The 20,399-nt window shown below is 62.7% G+C and carries 17 protein-coding genes; 8 read left to right on the forward strand and 9 right to left on the reverse strand.

The window, feature by feature from the left end:
• Positions 1-4: 4 nt before the first annotated feature.
• The 4 genes from QYH69_RS25815 to QYH69_RS25830 all read left to right on the forward strand — a co-directional run bounded on the left by QYH69_RS25815 (position 5) and on the right by QYH69_RS25830 (position 4,282).
• Positions 5-922 carry a hypothetical protein gene (locus tag QYH69_RS25815; RefSeq protein WP_308834565.1) on the forward strand — a complete coding sequence of 306 codons (918 nt, stop codon included), beginning with the start codon at positions 5-7 and terminating at the stop codon, positions 920-922.
• A 134-nt stretch (positions 923-1,056) separates the two neighbouring features.
• The gene (locus tag QYH69_RS25820; RefSeq protein ID WP_308834566.1) at positions 1,057-1,818 is read left to right on the forward strand and encodes a hypothetical protein; all 762 of its coding nucleotides are present in this window, start codon (positions 1,057-1,059) and stop codon (positions 1,816-1,818) included.
• Between the two features lie 68 nt (positions 1,819-1,886).
• The gene (locus QYH69_RS25825) at positions 1,887-2,924 is read left to right on the forward strand and encodes an amino acid ABC transporter substrate-binding protein (RefSeq protein ID WP_308834567.1); all 1,038 of its coding nucleotides are present in this window, start codon (positions 1,887-1,889) and stop codon (positions 2,922-2,924) included.
• Between the two features lie 17 nt (positions 2,925-2,941).
• Complete coding sequence (locus QYH69_RS25830) at positions 2,942-4,282, forward strand: SLC13 family permease (protein WP_308834568.1); 1,341 nt, start codon at positions 2,942-2,944, stop codon at positions 4,280-4,282.
• Between the two features lie 8 nt (positions 4,283-4,290).
• Here QYH69_RS25830 and QYH69_RS25835 read toward each other — a convergent pair whose 3' ends face one another.
• The 6 genes from QYH69_RS25835 to QYH69_RS25860 form a co-directional block, all read right to left on the reverse strand.
• Positions 4,291-5,250 carry a homocysteine S-methyltransferase family protein gene (locus QYH69_RS25835; protein ID WP_308834569.1) on the reverse strand — a complete coding sequence of 320 codons (960 nt, stop codon included), beginning with the start codon at positions 5,248-5,250 and terminating at the stop codon, positions 4,291-4,293.
• 387 nt (positions 5,251-5,637) lie between these two features.
• The gene (locus QYH69_RS25840) at positions 5,638-6,846 is read right to left on the reverse strand and encodes a linear amide C-N hydrolase (protein WP_308834570.1); all 1,209 of its coding nucleotides are present in this window, start codon (positions 6,844-6,846) and stop codon (positions 5,638-5,640) included.
• Between the two features lie 548 nt (positions 6,847-7,394).
• Positions 7,395-9,062, reverse strand: a complete 1,668-nt coding sequence (locus QYH69_RS25845) for an ATP-binding protein (protein WP_308834571.1) — start codon at positions 9,060-9,062, stop codon at positions 7,395-7,397.
• 58 nt (positions 9,063-9,120) lie between these two features.
• The gene (locus QYH69_RS25850) at positions 9,121-9,480 is read right to left on the reverse strand and encodes a response regulator (protein ID WP_308834572.1); all 360 of its coding nucleotides are present in this window, start codon (positions 9,478-9,480) and stop codon (positions 9,121-9,123) included.
• A 79-nt stretch (positions 9,481-9,559) separates the two neighbouring features.
• Positions 9,560-9,955: a response regulator gene (locus QYH69_RS25855; RefSeq protein WP_308834573.1), complete on the reverse strand. Its 396-nt coding sequence runs from the start codon at positions 9,953-9,955 to the stop codon at positions 9,560-9,562.
• A 15-nt stretch (positions 9,956-9,970) separates the two neighbouring features.
• Positions 9,971-11,419, reverse strand: coding sequence for an ATPase domain-containing protein (locus QYH69_RS25860; RefSeq protein WP_308834574.1), 1,449 nt, complete (start codon positions 11,417-11,419; stop codon positions 9,971-9,973).
• A 362-nt stretch (positions 11,420-11,781) separates the two neighbouring features.
• Between QYH69_RS25860 and QYH69_RS25865 the strand changes: the two genes are divergently transcribed.
• Entirely contained in the window at positions 11,782-12,099 is a 318-nt protein-coding gene (locus tag QYH69_RS25865; protein ID WP_308834575.1) for a hypothetical protein, read from the forward strand.
• A 31-nt stretch (positions 12,100-12,130) separates the two neighbouring features.
• Here QYH69_RS25865 and QYH69_RS25870 read toward each other — a convergent pair whose 3' ends face one another.
• The gene (locus QYH69_RS25870) at positions 12,131-13,063 is read right to left on the reverse strand and encodes an MBL fold metallo-hydrolase (RefSeq protein ID WP_308834576.1); all 933 of its coding nucleotides are present in this window, start codon (positions 13,061-13,063) and stop codon (positions 12,131-12,133) included.
• 524 nt (positions 13,064-13,587) lie between these two features.
• Between QYH69_RS25870 and QYH69_RS25875 the strand changes: the two genes are divergently transcribed.
• Positions 13,588-15,975: a phosphocholine-specific phospholipase C gene (locus tag QYH69_RS25875; RefSeq protein WP_308834577.1), complete on the forward strand. Its 2,388-nt coding sequence runs from the start codon at positions 13,588-13,590 to the stop codon at positions 15,973-15,975.
• 234 nt (positions 15,976-16,209) lie between these two features.
• Here QYH69_RS25875 and QYH69_RS25880 read toward each other — a convergent pair whose 3' ends face one another.
• Together QYH69_RS25880 and QYH69_RS25885 are read right to left on the reverse strand one after the other, a co-directional pair.
• A complete protein-coding gene (locus QYH69_RS25880; RefSeq protein WP_308834578.1) occupies positions 16,210-17,172 on the reverse strand; it encodes an acetyltransferase in 963 nt (320 codons plus the stop codon).
• 63 nt (positions 17,173-17,235) lie between these two features.
• The gene (locus QYH69_RS25885) at positions 17,236-17,928 is read right to left on the reverse strand and encodes a phosphoribosyltransferase (RefSeq protein WP_308834579.1); all 693 of its coding nucleotides are present in this window, start codon (positions 17,926-17,928) and stop codon (positions 17,236-17,238) included.
• 759 nt (positions 17,929-18,687) lie between these two features.
• Between QYH69_RS25885 and phaZ the strand changes: the two genes are divergently transcribed.
• Together phaZ and QYH69_RS25895 are read left to right on the forward strand one after the other, a co-directional pair.
• Positions 18,688-19,974, forward strand: coding sequence for a polyhydroxyalkanoate depolymerase (gene phaZ / locus QYH69_RS25890; protein WP_308834580.1), 1,287 nt, complete (start codon positions 18,688-18,690; stop codon positions 19,972-19,974).
• Positions 19,975-20,113: 139 nt separating this feature from the next.
• A complete protein-coding gene (locus tag QYH69_RS25895; protein WP_308834581.1) occupies positions 20,114-20,392 on the forward strand; it encodes a hypothetical protein in 279 nt (92 codons plus the stop codon).
• Positions 20,393-20,399 lie beyond the last annotated feature (7 nt).

A 20,399-nucleotide genomic window follows, 5' to 3' on the forward strand; every position in this document is an offset into this window, starting at 1 on the left:
CATCATGAAGACAGATGCGAGCCACGTCGCCGCTCTCCTGATTCTCACGTTCGCTTCCGGCTCCGCTCCCGCCTGGGAACACGCGGGCGGCTGGTCACGCGAGAACGCCGCCGGTGGAATGACTTCTCATGCAGCCGGTTCGGGATCGACGACCCGCACCAACGCGATGGGCGGCAGCGAAACTCACACCTATGGGCAAGGCACGAGCGCAACGAATCGCTATGGCGATAGGGCCACCCACACGGAAGGTTCCGGTCAGACGACGTACAGCAATAGATACGGCGGCAGTGCGACTCACACGTATGGCCAGGGCACCACGGCCACGAATGCCGTCGGCGGTACAGCCACGCATACCGCTGGGTCCGGGCAGACCACTTACAGCAACTCGTACGGCGCCACGGCGACGCATACGTATGGTCAGGGTACGACCGCCACCAACGCGTATGGCGCCACGGCGACGCATGCCACAGGATCGGGTTACACCACTTACACGAGTGTATCGGGATCGACCGCTTACCACAGCACGTATTACGGAGCGACATACACCGCCTATCATCCGCCGACGACGGTAAATGTCTATGGATCCGGCTGCTACAACTGTGGTGGCTGGTCTGCTGCCGGAGCCGCTGCCGCTGGTGCGGCGGTTGGTGCGGTGGCTGGTGCAACGATCGCATCGGCCAACGCGCAAGCAGCCACGGCAAATGCCTATAACACCGGTTACACGGCGGGCGCGACCGCCGCCACGACCGCTCCTGCGCCCGTCAGCGCCAGCTATGCGATGGGCGCGATTTACGCGACGCTGCCCGCCGGTTGCGTCGCGCCAACCGTGCAGGGCGGCACCTACTACTTGTGTGGCAATACCTGGTTCAAGCCCTCTTATGGTGCGAACGGCGTTTACTATCGCGTGGTCAGCGCACCCTGAGCGGCGCCTTGCGCGCACGCGAGCATGGGCGCGCACCGGGGCAAAGATGCATGGCGACGACATGTGCAACACCGTAATCGCGTGAGACGCGTTATTCGATGCGCCGCTGACTCGTCGCGATGGAGAACTGAACAATGCGCCATCTGAGCATAGCCCTGATCATTTTCGCCGGTGTCTTCTGCAGTGCGCTGTTGGGTTTGCGTTTGCGCACATTGCTGCCGAAGAACCATCTTGGCGAAGACCCGATTGGCGTCGTCAAGCTGGCCACCGGCCTGATCGCCACCATGGCTGCGCTGGTGCTGGGCCTGCTCATTTCGTCGGCGAAGAACTCATTCGACATGGTGAACGCCAGCGTGATCCGCGACGCCGCCAGCGTGATTCTGCTCGATCGCGTACTTGCACGTTACGGACCGCAGACACAGGGGATCCGCGGCGGGTTGAAGCAGGCAGTCGCCGCGGCAGTGCGGCAGGTGGCCTCGCGCAACGCGGCGCAGCTGGAAAATCTGCACAGTCCAGACGCCATTGCGCGCGTGGAATCTCTCGTGCGCCAGATCGAGAGTCTCTCTCCACAGAACGACGTCCAGCGGCGGTTGCAGGCACGCGCGATCGAGATGGCCGACGATGTGCTAGCCGTGCGCGAGCTCGGCCTGCTCCAGGCGGCGGGCTCGACCCCCGCGGCGCTATTGATCGCCCTCGTGCTGTGGCTATGCATCATCTTCGGCGCGTTCGGCCTGTTCACTCCCGCGAATGCGACGGTCATCATCGCATTGTTTCTGGGCGCATTATCCACGTCCGTTGCGATCTTCCTGATACTGGAAATGAATACGCCGCTCGATGGAATGGTGACGGTATCGCTCTCGCCAATGCGCGAAGCGCTTGCCGTTCTTGGACGCTAGCGGCCGGGCTGAACCGTCAGGAAAGGTGCTCATACGTTTGACACGCTGCTCGAAGAGGGACCGAAGTCATGACGGAAAAAACGGAACTCCTCGGCGTGGTGCTGCTCGTCGCATTGCTCACGTTGACAGGCCTTGCTCCGGCCGCGCAACCGACGGACGGAAAAACGCTGATCAGTGTGCGCGCACGCGGTGTCCTGCGCTGCGGCGTGAGCGAGGGAATCGAAGGTTTCTCTTCCCGGAATGCCGCCGGACAATGGACCGGCATCGACGTCGATTTCTGCCGCGCATTGGCGGCCGCCGCGCTTGGCGACGCGCGCAAGGTCGAGTTCGTTTCCCTCAGGACGTCGGCGCGGTTTCCGACGCTCGTGACGGGCGAGATCGACGTGCTCTCGCGCAATACGTCCTGGACATTGCTTCGGGAGGCGGCCCTCGAGGTTCAGTTCGCGGGCGTCATCTTCTACGACAGCCAGGCGTTCATGGTCCCGGCAAACAGCGGACTACGGTCGGCTACGTCGCTCAAGGGGGCCACGGTCTGCGTACAGAAAGACACGTCCACCATGAACCATCTGATCGTTTATTCGACAGCGCTCGATCTGCGTATGACACCGCTCGTGATGGAGTCCGCGGACGACGCAAGCGATGCGTTTCTAAGCGGCCGGTGCACCGCGTATACGGCTGACGCGTCTTACCTCCATGCACTTCGCCTGCACGCACCGGGCGGGGCGGCAGCCTTTACGATTCTCCCTGAGCGGATCTCGAAGGAGCCGCTTGGGCCTGCGGTGCGAGGCAACGACGATGCATGGCTAACCCTCGTGCGGTGGGTGCTTCTGACGTTGATCGCAGCCGAAGAACTGGATGTAACGCGCGAAAACCTGCAGACACGGCTACGCGATCCAACCATTGAACAGGCACTCGTACCGGACGATACGGTTACGCGGGCGATAGGCGTCGAGCCGGGATGGACGTTGCGGGCGCTGCAGAGTGCGGGCAACTACGGAGAACTATTCGATCGGAACGTCGGCGCTAACAGTCCTCTCGGTCTCGAGCGCGGGATGAACGGTTTGTGGACCCGCGGCGGCCTGATGTATGCGCCTCCCCTTCGTTGAATCGTGCGGGGCATGGCATGAGCGAAATACAGGTCTATCTGGTCGTAGGAGTATTTTCAGCCGTCATTCTTGCGATCGCATTCAATGTGGTCGACATGGCGGTAGCGGCGCTCGTCGGCATGTGCGCGCTCATTGCGCTCGACATCCTCGACGAGCAGGATCTCGCCGCGGCGGCGCGAACGGCGGCCGGCCCGATCAGTCTGCTGTTCGGAGGCATGGTGGTCGCGCGGATTCTGTCGACGACCGGTCTTTTCGATCTCATAGGCGATCTTTACTTACGGGCGACCGGCGGCAGCGGTAGACGCTTCCTGCTGATTCTGATTGCCATCGTGGCGCCGCTGTGCGCGTTCCTGCCGAACGCTACGACGGTGATTCTTCTGGCACCCATCGTCATTCGCGTTGCGACAGCGCTCGAGGTGGACATCGTTTCGCCATTGATACTGAGCGCGATGATTAGCAATGCGGCCGGGCTGCTGACGCTGGTTGGCGATCCGGCCACATTCCTCGTCGGCAGTTCGATCGGCATGACGTTCGTGGAGTATCTGAAGCACGTAAGCGCCGGAGCACTCCTTGCGCTGGTCGTAGTGCCGCCGTTGCTGCCTTTTCTGATGCGGGACATCTGGCGCGTTCGGAGGACCTTGCCCGCTTCCGGGCGCCGTGCTCGCCTCACGAGGCCTGTGTACGCCGCTCTTTCGCTCGCCGTACTGGCGGCGATGATGGTGCTGTTCGTGTTCGGCGAAAACCTGCCTACTCGCATCATGCCGCCCGCGGTTGCACTTATCGCGAGCGCGCTGGCGCTGCTCGTCGGGTACATGGCCAAAATCGAGCCGACAGAGAGCGTGCTGCGCGATGTCGACTGGAAAACGCTGCTTTTCCTCGCCTGCATTTTTTGCGTGGTCCAGGCGATGGTGAAAACGGGTCTGCTTCAAATCATGTCGGTGCGGCTCCACGAGCTTTTCGGTGCCCGGTTGTCTCTCGTTGCGCTGGCGATGGTCTTCGGGATTGGCGCGCTTTCGTCGCTGCTTGCTAATGTTCCCGTTGCCGCGGCATCGATTATCACGGTAAAGGGCTACCTGGTCGTGGCAGAGGTTGTGCCCGATATCGCGCTTTCGGACCAGTTCTCATCGTGGCCTGCGAGCACGCTTCCCGTGTTCATCGGCATGATGTTCGGCGCGACGCTCGGCGGTAATGCCACACTTGTCGGCTCTTCGGCAAATATCGTGACAGCGGGAATCTGCGCGCGCGAAGGCAAGCCCGTTACATTTTCCCGATTTCTCCGCTACGGATTGCCTGTCACGATCGTGCAGCTCGCCGCGTCCGCCGTATACGTGCTCGTGCTTCCCTATTTCATGCGCTGAGTTCGGATTCAAGCGTGGCCCATGCGCTGAATTGCCCGGCAAATCTGCTCGACGTGACGCACATCGGTCCCGCAGCAACCGCCGACGATCGACATGGGTCGCTGGAAAAACCCGTCGAGTTCCTTATATTGCTCGCCGAGGTCGATCGGATCGCCGTCGTCCAGTTTGAGGGCTTCATTCAGTTCGGCGTGACTGCGGCGCGATGCATTCGCGCGCAAGCCGCGAATGCGCTGGACCCAGTCGCCGCCCGCCTGCAAAGTCGATTTGAAATGTGTGGGGTGTGCGCAATTGATCATGAAGAATGACGCGTAGCTGCCGGTTTCCGCATCGGTGCGTTCGATTGCGTCTCGCAGCGTCTCCCCGGACGGCAGACGCCCATCGGTTTCGACGGTGAACGACAAAAAGATCGGCATCGCGCATGCGCGCGCCGCGAGCGCCATGCCGATCGCTTCGTCGATATAGGTCAAGGTGTTGCCTCCCGCCAGATCGGCTTGCGTTGCGGCGAACGTTTCGATCTGGGTCCGATGGTAATCGCGTGCGGCATCCACGCTCATGCGCATATCGGCCTGATATCCGTCGCCCCGAGGCCCGATGGTTCCGCTGATGACGACTGGCGTCTTTGGCGTCTGCCACTTTGCGCGTTGCCTGAGCAGCAGATCGACCGCGAGCCGGTTCGCTTCGTCCAGCGCGCGCTCCGAGTAGCCGAGCTTTCGTCCCCAATCGCGATTCGCCCGCCACGTTGGCGTGCTCAGCATCAAACCGGTCTCGCGATCACGGGCAAGGGCGCCAAGACGATCGAAATGTTGTTCGATCAGTACGGTGCCCGCGTCGTCTTTCAGAAGAGTGAACGACGCGAAGTGCGGCAGATCGATGCCTTCATGAAAGACCAGCGACGTCTCGAGGCCACCGGACGCGAGAAATAGCCGATCAGGATCGAGCAGTGGCAAACAGGAACGGTATTGGCTCATCAAACGCTTCCCATACAGTTGAATGCTTCTCTCAGTTGGTGAATGTCCTCGCAGAAATTACGTCGGTTGATCCTCTCGTGGCAACCAAGCTTAATCACTTATGTGATTTCAAAGGCGCGATCGGTCGAAGTGCGGTCGGACGGACGCGCGGAAAGATGGCAGCAGCCCGCGCTCGGCTAGCCTTCGTCGGACTCAAACGGACATCACTCGGGCGTGGCTGCTTCGGGTGTGAGGCATCGGGCGCGGCAGCATCGCAGCCTGCCGGTGAGGCGAGCGGATTTCAAAGAACCGGACGCGCTCCAGATCAGTTCGTCGTTACCGACGGCCAGCATTGCGCTGGCCGCGGACCCGGCCTTACACAAAAAGACCGACGAACTGTCGATCTGCTTAAGCCTTCTTAAAGGACTCGCTTGCGTCTTGAAACCAATCGTTCCGCGCCGGTGGAATGATGGAGATAGACGGGAAATGTGGCATTTGCACGTCATCATCGAACGTCAGTGCCGGCAACTCGATGCGTTGCAAAAGATTGTTGAAAGCGCTCGTGTAGTAGTAGGTGTTGTTCGTGTGGTCACGGACCACGGTCCAATAGCTCCAGTCACCGACCTGCGGTGAGTGATCGGACAATGGTTGATTCACCTGATCCTCCTTCGAGGCGGTAAGCAAGGAACCGTACGGCGTACCCATAACGAGTTGTACTGTCTGCAACGCGACGTTCACGACGGTCTGCACCGGTGACGAATACGGCTTCTCGCCGAACACGGGGGCGCCGGATCGCTGCGGCGCCGGCAGCCAGCCATCGCCATTCCTCGCGAGCTGACTGAAGGTGTGCTGCATGAACGCGGCGCGCACGAATCGCGAGGGCGACGAAGGATCGCCAGGCAGACCGACAAGACCGATGCATGTGGGCGGATACGTCTGGGTTCGGCTCGTGTCCGCTCCGATAGCCGTGTAGTTGCCGTAGTAGGTGATATTGGTACGCTGCCAGTCGTAGCTCGGCGCGTTCGTCAACACCCCGGCCGCGGTCGCACCCAACCCGCCTCGATTCTGCAACTCGTACTCTTCACCGTACACGTTCATGACGCCGTTCATGCATTCGACGACCACGGCCTCTCCGGTGTTGTCCGCCGCGATGAAATGCAGAGGTATGTACATCTTTTCGCCGGACGCAGGACCATAAACGCCGACTTCACCCGAACGGAGCGTTCTTTCCAGATCCTTGACGCGTTTGAAGTTACCGAGCACCCACGCGACAAACTCGCCGAAAAAGACGTTCTCACCGTTGCCGGGCTGCGGATACCCGGCGCCCGGCATCCACAGTGCCGCGCAGGACAGGCCTTGTTCATTGAGACCGTCGCAGAAGATCGGAAACAGATCAAACTCAGGGCGGGGCGGTGCAATGCCCACAAAGCCGTAGGCATTGACCCACCTGGCGGCATTTTTCACGGCGTGAGGAACCAGCGGAAATGCTTGCCCTTTCGGCACTTTATAGAGTGTGAACCCCGAAAATCCGGGTAGCTCCATCACGCGGGCGCTGACATGAAACTGGGCATCCTGGCCCGGGTGGACGGGCGCATGGAAAAGCATATGTGTGCACACTGGCGTTTCTCCTTTCGAGTAAGACGGCTTCGGAAAGACGTAACCACATGAGACGACATCCATTGCGAATAAGCGTGCGATGCTCGTCGTCGCGCTTGCCGCGATCCGGCGTTGGAACTATCCGTTACCTAATTCGAGTGAAATTTCTCCGGAGACGAATTGAAAATACAATTAAGACTTTATTTCGATCTATTTCAAGATATTTTTCATTGCCGCATGCGACGTGTTGTAGGCACGGGCGTGCCGCGCCGTCGAGATCCGGCTGCTGTCTCGCGCGCTCATCCAGACATGCTTTACTTATGCGATACAAGTAAGCTATTTTTTGAATATTAGCCAGCGTGCATTTCGATGGTGACGTTGAACCGATTTATGAATATCCGTTTTGCAATCTTTCGGATTTAAGGTCGTAGTTCACATTTGTTCACAATGACATGTGTGAATTGCTATTCACACTGATAACGTCGAATTGAACGGATACCGGCAGTGTGACGCGTGGCGGAATTTCGGACCTGTTGTCGCCGACCGCAAACATTTCACCTTCTGTCGCGTCAGTCGACCGCTCCGTCACGATCGCCGGAACCGGATGCAAGCGGCAGCCGCACGGTAAAACAGGCGCCGCGATCGGGGCCGTCGCTCGCGACGGCGATCGTGCCGCCATGCAAGCCGACGATATGCCTCGCGAGCCAAAGTCCGAGCCCGAGTCCGCCGACGCGGCCGCTCTCGCGCGGCGCGATCTGCTGGAAACGCTCGAACACGAGCGGCAGCGCGTCCGCGGCAATACCGCGGCCAGTATCGCGCACGCTCATCTGCGCGTAGCCGTCGGCCTCGGACACCGATACCTCGACGCTGCCGCTATCGGTAAACTTGACAGCATTGGTCAAAATGTTCCAGACCACCTGCTTCATGCGGCTTTCGTCGGCCATCACGATGCACGGCGAAATAGCCGAGGCGCGCAACTCGATACCTTTGTGCTCCGCCGGCTTGCGCATGTCTTGCACGATGACGGCGGCCAGCACGCCGAGATCGACGGGCTGCAGATTCACCGACAGTTTGCCCGTCGCAATCGCGCCGCTGTCGAGCAGATCGTCCACCATCAACGAAAGCTGTCTGCCGTTGCGGCGGATCGCCTCTCCTGCGCGAGACGCGTGCGCCGGATCGGCAACGAGCCCGAGCAGTTCGGCCCAGGAAACGATTGCGTTGAGCGGCGAGCGCAGTTCATGGCTCACGGCCGCGATAAATTGGTCCATGGTGCGCGCCAGTGCCTCGCTGCGCTCGCGCGCTGCCCGTTCGGCGTCGGCAAGCGCGCCCAACTGCAATTCGTGCTGTTTGCGCGACGTGATGTTCAGCGTAAAGCCCATCACGTAGCGCAACGTGCCATCCGCGTTGAATCGGCCCATCCCGCGCACGAGCACCCAGCGTTGACCCGAACGGTACGCGTCAGAAGGCGTCACGCAGCGCTCGAACTCGAACGCCTGGCCGCTTTCGAGCGCGGCCCAGTGGGCAGACACGTGTTCCGTGCTATCGCCGAGCAACTGCTCTTTTACAAGGTCGCCGGGTTCGCCGGCGTTCAGGTCCTGCAAGCACTGCTCGCTGCACTCGAAGGCGCCCGTGGCCGCGTCGATCTGCCAGGTGCCGAGGCCCGCGAACGCGCACGCCTGTTCGAAGTGGCTCACGCGATCGTCGAGCCGCTCTTCGGTTTCGCGATGAAGAGTTTGCCGCAGCGGCGCGTGAGAACGAACGCGTGCCTTCTCGCGCCGCTCATCGTCGACGGCAAGATTGCGCGCGGTGACGTCGTCGACGCGCAGTGCGATCAGCGCGGGCGCGCTCGACGTGGCGGGAATAAACGATGCATGCATTTGCCAGTAGCGTGGCCGTGCCGATGCATGCGCGGATGCTTCGACAACGTCCATGCGGAACACGGGCGACAGGCGCGTGCGGTTGCTGCGCATCGTGCCGGCAAGCGTTCTGATCAGTTGCTCGTGCCGCAGCGGCGCGCGGCTTTCCGGCACGCCGGACGTTCGCGCCGCCTGCGCGTCGGCGCCCTCGGTGTCCGTCGCATGGGCAACGGCGAATAGCGCACGCCACGCCGCGTTGGTGGCGACGATCGCAAGCTCGCTGTCGAGCACCACATACGGATCGCTCAGATGTTCGAACAGCGCGGCATGGTCCAGCGCCGCGGCGCTGCCGGCCGGTGCGAAGCGCATCGGCTGGTCCATCACGGCACCAGCTGACTACGTCGGACCCTGCGCGGCAAAGTGAGGTGCATGGTTCGGTTTACCTTCGGGTCAGTTTTTCAATCGTTGCCAGCAATGCGGCCATTTGCGCCGGCTTCCTGAGCACGGCGTCCCACAGGCGCGGCGAGGCCGTCGTCACGCCGATATGTGCCGACGAGTGCAGCAGGACCGGAATATCGGACCATTGGCGTGATTCGCGCAGTGCGCGGCACAGGTCTTCGCCGCCCATGCCGGGCATCATCAGATCGGTAATGACGAGATCGGGCCGCCGTGTGCCGATCGCCTCGAGCGCCTGATGCCCGTTTCGCGCGAGGCCGACGTCGTAACCGGCGAACTCGAGCGCGAAACTCCACGCTTCGAGCATTTCCGGTTCGTCATCCACAAGAAGTACGCGCGTCATGAAGTACTCGAAGCCGATGCATTGATCTCGTCGGGAACAGGCCCGACAAGGACAAAATGGCAGCTCGCGCAGCCCGTGCTCACGCCGGCTCGCCGGGAGTGGCCTCGCCATCCGGCGCGCGGGCCGCATGCAGTGCGACCAGCTCGACGAGCCGGGCCGGCGCGTACGGTTTGCGCAGTATCGCCGCGAACAGATGAGCCTCCTGTGGCGTGACCGGATCCGGTGCGGCCGTGCACAGGATGATGGGCAATTGCCGGAACGCGGCGCGTTCCCGCAGGGCTCTTGCAAATGCCAGGCCTGACATGACGGGCATCATGAGGTCGGTGACGACCAGCGCGGGACGCACCCGGTCGACGACGTCGAGCGCCTCCTTGCCGTTCGAAGCGGCATGGATCGCGTATCCCTCGCCTTCCAGCAGGAAGGTCAGGAAATCCGTGACCAGCGACTCATCGTCGACGACAACCAGGTTTGTCATGCGCTCGATCCACGCTTATTGATCGGCAGGCATGCGGCCAGGCAGCGCGCCCGTGCCCGAGACCGGCAAGATTCCGGTTACCCGCAAACCGACGCCGGTGTCGGCGAACTCCACCTGCGCGACCGACGACTCGAACTGGCTGTCCCGCACCTTCATCACCGTGACGCTGCGTTGCAGAACGCCGTCGACCACCACGTGCTGCATGCCGACGATGTTATCGAGCAGGCTCAGAATCTCGGGCGACGGATTGGTCACCCACGGGCCGGACAGCTCCTTGACCTCCCACGTGCAGACGGTAGTCACGCCCATCGAGCGCAATTCGTTGGTGAGCGCCGCGAAAAATTCCACGATACGGTGCGGCTCGACCGTCGCGCGCTCGAAACCCGTGAGCCCATCGATGAAAAGCCGCTCGGCTTTCGTCTCGCGCACCGCCTTGAGCAGATCGTAGGCGAGCTTGTCGAGCAGGTTTTCCGTGAGCGGACGCCATAGCATCGCAAGCGCTTTCGATTCCACGAGTGCCTGCAGGTCGATGCCGAGCGCGAGTGCCTTGGCGCACAGGCGCTCAGGCGTCTCGTAGAAGCCGAAGTGAACCGCGGGGCGCTTCGGCGTGGCAAGCCGCAGGAAACCGAGGCCGAAGGTGGTTTTTCCGCTGCCGGCGGGCCCGACCACCACCGACACCGAACTGGCCGGTATACCGCCGCCGAGCCGCTCGTCGAGGCCGTGCATGCCGGTGCCGATGCGCGCCGCGTTGGCCCGGTCGGCGCTCGATGGATTGGCGAGCGCCGCTTCGAGGCGCGGATAGACGTCGATGCCGCGATTGCTGATCTCGAACAGGTGCAGGCCGCCGAGCGAGCGGCTGCCGCGCGATTTGGCGACGCGGATATGGCGCACGGTGCGCGACGCAACGAGATTCTCCTCGAGCTGCAGCACGCCATCGACCATCGTATGTTCGGGGCTCGATTCGTCGATGCGTGCGCTCGTCAGGAACAGCACGGTGCAGCCGGTGAAGGCGGCATGGCCTTGCAGCTCGGCGACGAAGGTCTTGACGTCGAGATTGCTCTGGCCGCTTTCGCGCGCGTTGAGCAACCCGTCGAGAATCAGGATGCTCGCATTCTGACGCGCGAGTTCGCCGCGCAGCGTGCTGACCAGCGCGGCAAGGCCTTCTTCGCGCAGCGTGCGAAACAGGCTGATGTAGGTCAGATCCTTGCCGACGCGCGTGGCGTCGTAGAAGTCGAGCGTGGACAGCGACTGGAAGAGACGGTCGTGAGACTCGGCGAGCAGCGTGACATAGAGCACCTTGCATCCCTGCCGCGCCTGCGCGAACGCGATCTGGTTCGCAAGGATCGTCTTGCCCGCTCCGGGCCGTCCCTGAACGATGTAAGACGAGCCGGCGATGAGGCCGCCGCCGGTAATCTCGTCAAGTCCGGGAACGTCGCTGCTTAGCCGCGCAAGCGTCTTGTCCATTGCCTGAATCCGTAAAAAGGAAGGTTCGTACCGGCTGGCAGGACGCGCGTGCCTCACCGGCGCGACGCCCGGGGCCTTGCGGGCCGCCAGTTGCTCACGAAACGGATAGTTTACTTTAATAAGCGGCGCGGACCGTTTGTAAATCACGGCTCTTACGTATTTTTCGATCGGCATGCGGGCCGTCGAAGTTTCGGGGACGGGAAGCGATGGCCGCGCGGAACTGACGTTTCGAGATACCGGCTGCCGACGCGGATCTCGCCGATCCGGCAACGCCCGCATCGGCGTGCACCGACGCTGCCGGTGCCGCCATCGCGTGGCCGCGAGGCACACGAAGCGCTGCGTATCGCTGGGGCGTCGGTTACGTGATCGAAGGTTCGCAGGTCGGCGGCGCGGTGCCATATCGACGCTTGCGCGAGGCGTTGGCGCCTCATCCGCTGCACTATCTCGCGCTGCGCGATATACCCGCCGGACCGCGCTGGCGCCACTTCGTGCAGGCGATGGGCGGGGAAGTGCAGCATGAAACGCAGATCGAGGACGCCTGTGCCGGCGCCGTCGATGCGTTCGATCGACTGACCGCGCTGGTTTCTCCTCTACGAGGTCGAATCAACGAGGCAAAGGAGAGTCTGGAGGTGGAGAGGCCCGTTCCAGAGCAACCGAAAACGTGCGACGCCGTTTCCTGACATGCGACGCTGGAAGAAGGTCGAAAATTAGTCAGTAGTCCCACGGTACCGGCACGAAGCGGAAGCCATCGCCGTTCTTTGCAATGTGACCAATGGACGGGAACGCAATGTGCGCCGCGGCTAGCAGAGCGCCGGTTTCGGCGGCTTCGTCGAGCAGCGCGAGACGCACATCCACCGCCCTTTCGGGATCGTGCTCGAAGCCGTTTTGCCACTTGGGATTGTCGAAGCCGACTTCGAAAATCGCGTCGCCCACGAACGTCAGCTTCTCGCCTTTCGATGCGACGTCCACCACGCAGTGGCCCGGCGTGTGTCCACCCGTCACGCGCGCCGAGACGCCTGCTGCGATTTCCACGGTGCGATCGAACTGCACGATGTTTTGACTGTAGAGTTCCACGAACGTCGCAGCGGCCTTGCGCAGCGCGGGAGGCACCGTTTCCGGCATCACCGTTTTGCTGAAGTCCGGCTTTTTCCAGAACTCCACTTCCGCGCGCGACACGTGAATGCGTATGTCCGGGCGCAACCTCGCCTTGACGCCGTCGACGTTCAGGCCGCCGACATGGTCCATGTGCATATGTGTAATGACGATGTCGGTGATCGCAGCCAGGTCGATGCCAGCCGATTCCAGGCGCATCACCGACCGACCGGCGCGCGTGAAGTATTCGAAACCGTCGCCCACGCCCGAGTCGATCAGGATCAAACGCTCGCCGCTTCGCACGAGCGCAATATTCAGCGCCCAGTCGAACGTGTCGCGCTGCAGAAAACGGCCATCGAACCACTCGTTGCGATCCGCTTCGCTGACGTTCGTGGACATGGTCGAGGTCGGCAACGGCAGAATGCCATCGCTGATCAGCACGACGTCGACGTCACCGACACGCACGGCGTAGCGGGAGGGTACCAGTTCTCCGGCCCCTTCCTTGCCAGGCGTGGTGGTAACCGGTTGCACATTGCGGATTGCTTTGTTCATCTTCAATAGTCCTGTCATGTGGGAGTAGGCCGCACCGGGCAGCGTGGTTTCACGAGCACGACTACGAAATTCGCGCGCTTCGTTCGGCTCGCGTCTCGACCGACGCCGTGACAAATCTTAGTCAGCCGACGCCGACGCCAGAAGCATCGCGAACGCGTCCAGCATGTTGTCCGAACGGCAACAATCGACGACGTACGGCCAATCGTGAGCCCCGCTAACCATCGTTGCCCCACGACGGATTTCTAGCATCGACACCGTATCGTCATTGTCGATCCCTATATTTGTCAGTCGTCCGATCCTGATATCGACCGCACAACAGGTTACGGGCGTGCAAAAAACATCCTTGAGCTTCCGCGAGCGGGGTCTCGGCAGGCAGCCGTCGTGACGGGCGACATCGAGCAGGGAGCGCGAACGGTGCATGCGGACCGATCGTGACAAGCCGTGCGGATTCGCCGGGCCATCGGCTGTAGGGAACGCTATCGAAGGTTTCGAAGATCACCCTGACAAGAAGGAGCACCTGTACCGTGAACTCCCGCCGCAAATTTCTCCAGAGTACCGCCACGGCCGGCCTGTCGGCAGCCGCACTCAGCGTATTTCCACCGAGCATCCGTCGTGCGCTCGCGATCCCGGCGCATCACGAGAGCGGCACGATCAAGGACGTCAAGCACGTCGTGATCCTGATGATGGAAAACCGCGCATTCGACCATTATTTCGGCACCTATAAAGGTGTGCGAGGCTATGGCGATCGCTTCACGATTCCGCTGCCGGACGGCCGTAACGTGTGGCAGCAGATCGATGCCAACGGCAATGTGGATCTGCCTTACCATCTGGACGAGACCAAGGGCAATGCACAGCGTGTGGCCGGCACGCCGCATAGCTGGGTCGACACACAGAACGCGTGGGATGGTGGCCGCATGGCGGCCTGGCCCGTGTCCAAGAAGAACCAGACGATGGGCTATTTCGACACGGCTGAAATCCCGTTCCAGCGCGCGCTGGCCGAAGCGTTCACCCTCTGCGACGACTATCACTGCGCGTTCCTCGGCGGCACGCACCCGAATCGCATTCTCCATTACACCGGCACGAATGGCCCGGCGTACGGCAAGACCTTCGTGAACAACTTCAGCGGCGACTTCTCCGTCACCACGTCGGCGTCCGCCTACTTCGACTGGAAGACGACGGCCGAGCGCCTGGAAGAGGCGGGCGTGACCTGGAAGGTGTATCAGAACATCAAGAACACCTACGGCTGTAACGCGCTGCTCGGCTTCAAGCAGTACCGTCAGGCCAACGAGGCGCTGCCGCGGGCGCGCCAGGTCAACACGTCGCTGAGCCAGGCCGCCGAGCCGGTCTTCGATCCGGCAGATGCCGTCGCGCAGCCGCTGATCAAGGGCTACGCGAACACCATGCCGACCACCGATGCCGATCCCAACACCAACGGCACTTTTGTCGAGGCGTTTGCCGACGATGTGAAGAACGGCCGTCTGCCGGAAGTTTCGTGGATCGTTCCGACCGACGTCTACTCCGAGCACCCAGGGCCCTCGAGCCCGGTGCAGGGCGCCTGGTTCGTCCAGCAATTTCTCGATGCGTTGACTGCCGTGCCCGAGGTGTGGAGCAAGACGGTCCTGCTCGTCAACTTCGACGAGAACGACGGCTTCTTCGACCACGTACCCCCGGCCGCCGTGCCGTCGCCGAACGGCGATGGCACGTACGCCGGAAAGACCACGCTCAATAGCGCAGAGCTCGGCGTCGAATACTTCACGCATCCGTACGTGACACGCGCCGACACAGGCGCGATCCCCGACAGCCAGCCGAGTGGACCGGACGGCAAGCCGTATGGCCCGGGTCCGCGCGTGCCGCTGTGGGTGATCTCGCCGTGGAGCCGCGGCGGCTGGGTCAATTCGCAGACGTTCGATCACACGTCGGTGCTGCGCTTCCTCGAAGCGCGCTTTGGCATCAAGGAAAGCAACATCTCGCCGTACCGCCGGCTCATCAACGGCGACCTGACTTCGGCCTTCAACTTCGCGACGCCGAACAACGAGCCGCTGCCGACCATCGCGGGCGAGAAAAGCAAGGCGGACGCCGATGCGTTGCGTGCCTCGCAGCAGGCGCTCGGCCAGATCGTGCCGGACGCCAGCCGCGCCATGCCGAAGCAGGCGAGCGGCTTCCGCCCGTCGCGTGCGCTGCCCTACGAGCTGAACACCAGCGCGCATGTGGACGCGACCGACGGCACCGTCAAACTGCTCTTCGCGAATACCGGGCGGCAAGGTGCCGTATTCCACGTCTATGACAAGTTGCACCTGGACCGCTTGCCGAAGCGTTACGCAGTCGAGCCCGGCAAGACGCTCGACGACGTGTGGTTGCCGGCGTCCGCGGACCTTGGCAAGTACGATCTGTGGGTGCTCGGGCCGAACGGCTACCATCGCGAATTCAAGGGCGACCTCACCGCGCTGAAGGGGCACAGAGCCGCCAATCTCGAAGTGCGCGTGGGATATGGTTCCCTGACGGGCAACCTGCACCTGCAGCTGCGCAACGAAGGCGCCGGCCTCGCACAGTTCACGGTGAAGTCCAACAAGGTGTACGGCGCGCTGCAGGCTTTTCCGGGTCTGCCGAACGCGATCTTTGGCCAAGGTCCTTCGGGCTTCGGTGGATTCCCTGTGCCGGGTTTCGGCGCATGGCCGGCCCCGGCCCCGTTCTCGCACAATGATCGCTTCGACTCCGGTCATACCTGGACGGTCAGCACGATCGGCGCACTTCCGGTCGCGCTCTTCTGGAATCTTTCCCAGACCGGCTTCTGGTATGACTTCGAGATCACCAGCAGCACGGACAGCAGCTTCTTTCGTCGCATCGCCGGGCATATCGAGACGGGCCGTCACTCGGTGACCGATCCTGCGATGGGGATGATCGACGTCTTCTGATCGAAGCATGGCCGGGAGGCACCTCGCCTGAGCTCGGTGCCTCTCGTGCAATGAAACGGAAGACGCCAGAACCAATCCATCAGGGCGGGGGCGAATAGCGCATGACGCCCGGTTGCCGTCGTATACAGCCGGTCGCGTGAGGCGCGCGACCGGCTCATAACTCGCGCGCGTCGACGAGCCAGGATTCGAACGTGACTGACATCAAGCCGCGCGCGCGGCGGCGTCATTCAAGCGCTATTTCGACGTCTTGAAGTCGTCATAGAACGCGCTGATGAATTCGTCGAGCCGCTCGCGTGCGAGGCTCGTGACGCCGGCTGCCCTGGCACGGCCATTACCGCCGAAGCGGCGGCACAGCCGGTCCGCGTTTCCAGGCCGTGCCAGCGGTGCGCGCACGCTGACCGCGTAATCGCCGGAGCGACGCGGACTCAAGACCGCGTGCGCGCTAGATGGGGCGGCGCTGGCCAGTGCATTGGCAAATTCTCCGCGCACGCGTCTCGCCCATCGGTGTTCGGGCAGGACGTAAACGTCGCCATCAGACCGCACGCGCAATGGGGGCTCACGCCACGCGAACGAAAGATCGGTGGCGCGTGCCGCTTCGATCTGCCGCACGAGCGCCTCACCTTCGAGGAAGTCGAACGGGTCCGCATAGGGTTGCAATATTCGGTAGAGCGTCGCCGGCGAAACGATCAGATCGTCGATACTGTCGCCATACGCGTTGTAGTTCACCGCCCGGCCGAGCGCGCCTAACCGTTGCTCGCGGTCCGCGTCGAGTCCGCACGCAGCAGCGATGCGATGTGCCGCTGCCGCCAGATTGTCGCCGTATGCGGCCGCCACGGCCCAACACCGGTAGCGCCCGCCCAGATGACGATCGACGATCAGGCTCGTGCATATGTCCGCAGATGGATCGATGTGCGCGGCAAGCCGCGCATGCCGCGGTATTTCACCCGCGAAATGATGATCGAAGTATTCGACTTCGACACCGCGCGCGAGCAGCGTCTGCAATGCAGCGCGATTCGTGTCGAGTGAGATATCGAGTACTGTCGCGCGGTCGCCGGATTGTGCCGGAACGCGTGCAAGCAGCTGGACGTCTTCCTTGGTGCCGGTAACGAGCGCCGCTGCGCGCGGCGTCGCAAGCCTCAACTGATGAAGGGCGAAGAGACCGTCTGCGTCGCCGTTGAATACATCGAATTGCGTCATGGCCTATGTCTTCACACACGGTTCTTGTCGACGCGTCCCGCGCGCGCGGCAATCGCTCCCGCTTTAGCCTGGCCCGTCGGCCGCGTTCGGCTGCGAGGGTGCCGCATGGTCGGCTGGCGTCTGCGCGCGAGCGGCGCAAAGCAGCGCACGCACTTGCGTGTCGTCGACCTGGCGGAAATCGCGATACAACGCGCCGACGCCATCGAACCAGCCCGGCTGCAACAACACCACCGTTTCGTCCGCGATATCCGCGAACGCCTGTTGCGTCCCGATCGGCGCAACCGGCACCGCGACGATGACGCGTGCAGGCCGCCTCGAGCGCAGCGCCTGCAAGGCCGCCCGCATCGATGAACCGGTTGCGATACCATCGTCCACGACGATCGCGGTTCGCCCTTCGACCGGCAGCACAGGGCAGGTGCCGCGATAGACCGACTCGCGACGTGCGACCTCTGCCCGTTCGCGTGTGACCGCCTCGGCGAGCTGTTCGTTAGCGACACGCGCCGCGCTCACGATTTGCCGGTTGACATAGAGCGCTTCGCCGCTCGCGAGTGCTCCCATGGCCAGCTCGGGATTGTCCGGCGTTCCGATCTTTCTGACGATCAGGATATCGAACGGTACATGCAATGCATTCGCTACTTCATAACCGACAGGAACGCCTCCGCGAGGCAGTGCCAGCACGATGACGTCCTTGCGTCCGGCATAGTCGCGCAGCGCCTTGGCAAGCCGTGCACCCGCGTCTTCCCTGTCCTCGAACATGTCTTGCCCCTTGCTGTATGTCGCGAGCGGCGCGCTGAGCCTGATTCGTCGGCGAACCGGGAGCTTTACCGCATGCCCGCGAGGATACATCGTCAGCGCGACGATTCGGTCCCGCTCTTTCAACGCAGCGACCTTTATATGCAGCGTAGCGGTGCCCGACCCCGTGCACTTGACGCAGGTCAAGCTTCGCCCACGCATCGGCATGACGCGCGTACTGCGCTGGCCGCGCTCGCCTGACGCTTGATGCGTATCAAGCGCGGCCGCAAGAGATCGGATCGTAGCCATGTCGTTCTGTGAGCCAAGGAGTTGGTAGAATGTTTTGTCTTCCTAAGACCGCTTGGCCTCCGACTTGTGAGCCAAGGAGTTGGTAGAATGTTTTGTCTTCCTAAGACCGCTTGGCCTCCGACTTGCTACCGCGCAAGACTTTCGCAGCTCGCTTATATTCCGCAGCTACTGTCGCTCGTCAAAGGCTTGACGCGATGAGAGGGCCGATGTGAACCGTGCGCACGCGGTAAGCGCGCACGCGCTCCATGATCACAGTGCGTCGTCGAGGCGCAGTCCGATTTCGTCTGCCCTGAAAGTCCAGGCGGCATTCGGTGAACGCATCAGTTGACGCGCGGGTAGCGCTGGAAGCGAGGCAGCGCGCGGCAGCTGATGGTGATGGCGCCGCCGGGTCGGCGGGCAAGCGTATCGGTCCTGGCGTCGAGCGGGCCAGAGATCGGCGCGGCGCCTCAGCGTCCGATACCTCGGAGGGTTGGCATGTGGTACGCAATGCTGGACGCGCAGCGGCGTCTGATACGCGCGATGGCGCTCGGCGCATTGCCGGGTCGCGGCGACAACGGCTGCGACGCACTCGCCGAGTGCATGAAAGGCGGCGATGCGCTGCCCGCGTTACGTGGCTGGCTGTGCCGATCGACATGCTCGCTGGACCATGCGCCGTCGTTCTCGATCGATTCTGTGTGTGCGAGCGGCCGCGTGGTCCCGGTCCGGGAGACCATCGCAGACGAGGTGCCCGCCGGTGCGTTGCGCAAGTTCGCGCGAGCCGGCGCCGCAGCGAGGCGGTCCGGAAACTGGCCGGTCGTTCTGTGCGCGCCGCTTGCCGGACATCACGCCGTGATGTTGCGCGAAATGTTGGAAACATTGCTCGCGCATCGCGAAGTCTATGTCACCGATTGGACGGATGCGCGGGATATTCCGGCCGAAGCGGGTGCGTTGACGCTTGACGACTATGTGCTGGCAACCGAGCGTTTTATCCGTTCCGTGAGTTCGCCGGGTACGCGCGTGCATGTGGTCGCCGTCTGCCAGGCAACCGTCCCCGCGCTTGCCGCCGCCGCATTGCTCGCAGGCGAGCCGGCTTCGCCGTTGGCGAGCCTTGCATTGCTGGGCGGGCCGATTGACGCCGGCCTCAACCCAACCGCGGTCGAGCGCTTTGCGATGTCGCATTCGCTGAGCTGGTTCCGCGAGCACGTGATCGACACCGTGCCGCCGCCTTACCGGGGCCGTGGGCGGCGCGTGTATCCAGGCTACCTTCAGCAGGCGGCGATTGTCGCCGCCTATCCCGGACGGCTGATCGGCCTCGAGACACGTTACTGGTCAGCATGGCTTGCGGGGAACACCCGCGAGGCGCAGGCCGCACTGCGCGCCTTGCACGAATATGCGGCAGTACTGGATATGACCGAGCAGTACTTTCTCGATACCATTCGCGTCGTTTTTCATGAGCGCCGGCTCGCGTGCGGGAAGTGGACGATCGCCACGCGTCCCGTCGAAGCACGTGCGCTCGCACGCGTTGCACTGTGCACTGTCGAAGGCGACAGGGACGAGATCACCGGTGCGGGACAAACGCACTGCGCGCACGCGTTGTGCGGTGCCGACGATGCCCCACCGCGGCATCGCCTCACCGTTGCGCAATGCGATCACTACGACCTGTTCACGGGGCCGCGCTGGCGCGAGACGGTGCATCCCCGACTGTGTGCGTTCTGGCACGAGACCGAGCGCGTGTGGCGCGCCGCGCGCGACAAACGGTCCGTGACCGGTACGCCCGCGTGACGCGACCGCCGTATGCGGCCGTGCTCGCGCCAACCGCCGAAAGTTGCAGTTCCGTACCGATTGACGCACGTCAACGCGAGCGCTCCCGGCAGCACATACTCTTTTTCCATGCAAACGCGCAGGATGCGCGACCACGTGCATGAAGGAAGATATTGTGCGTAACCAAACGGTGGGACAGGCGGAGCAACCGGCTACCGCAAATGACATCCGGGCAATCATCGGCCCTTTCGAAGACGACGTCGTCGTGAAGATTCTCGACGTTCATCCGACAGCGGCCGAAGTATTGAACGCGTTTACATGGCTGCGTTCCGACGAGCACTTGCAGCGCCGACTTGCGCACGAGTTGCATGGCCGCGCGGCGCAGGTGTTTGAAATACTCGATCAGGAATATCCGGAGATCGACGGCAGCCAGATGTGAGGTCGGT

Source organism: Paraburkholderia sp. SARCC-3016 (assembly GCF_031119615.1).
In the GTDB taxonomy this organism is placed as follows: domain Bacteria; phylum Pseudomonadota; class Gammaproteobacteria; order Burkholderiales; family Burkholderiaceae; genus Paraburkholderia.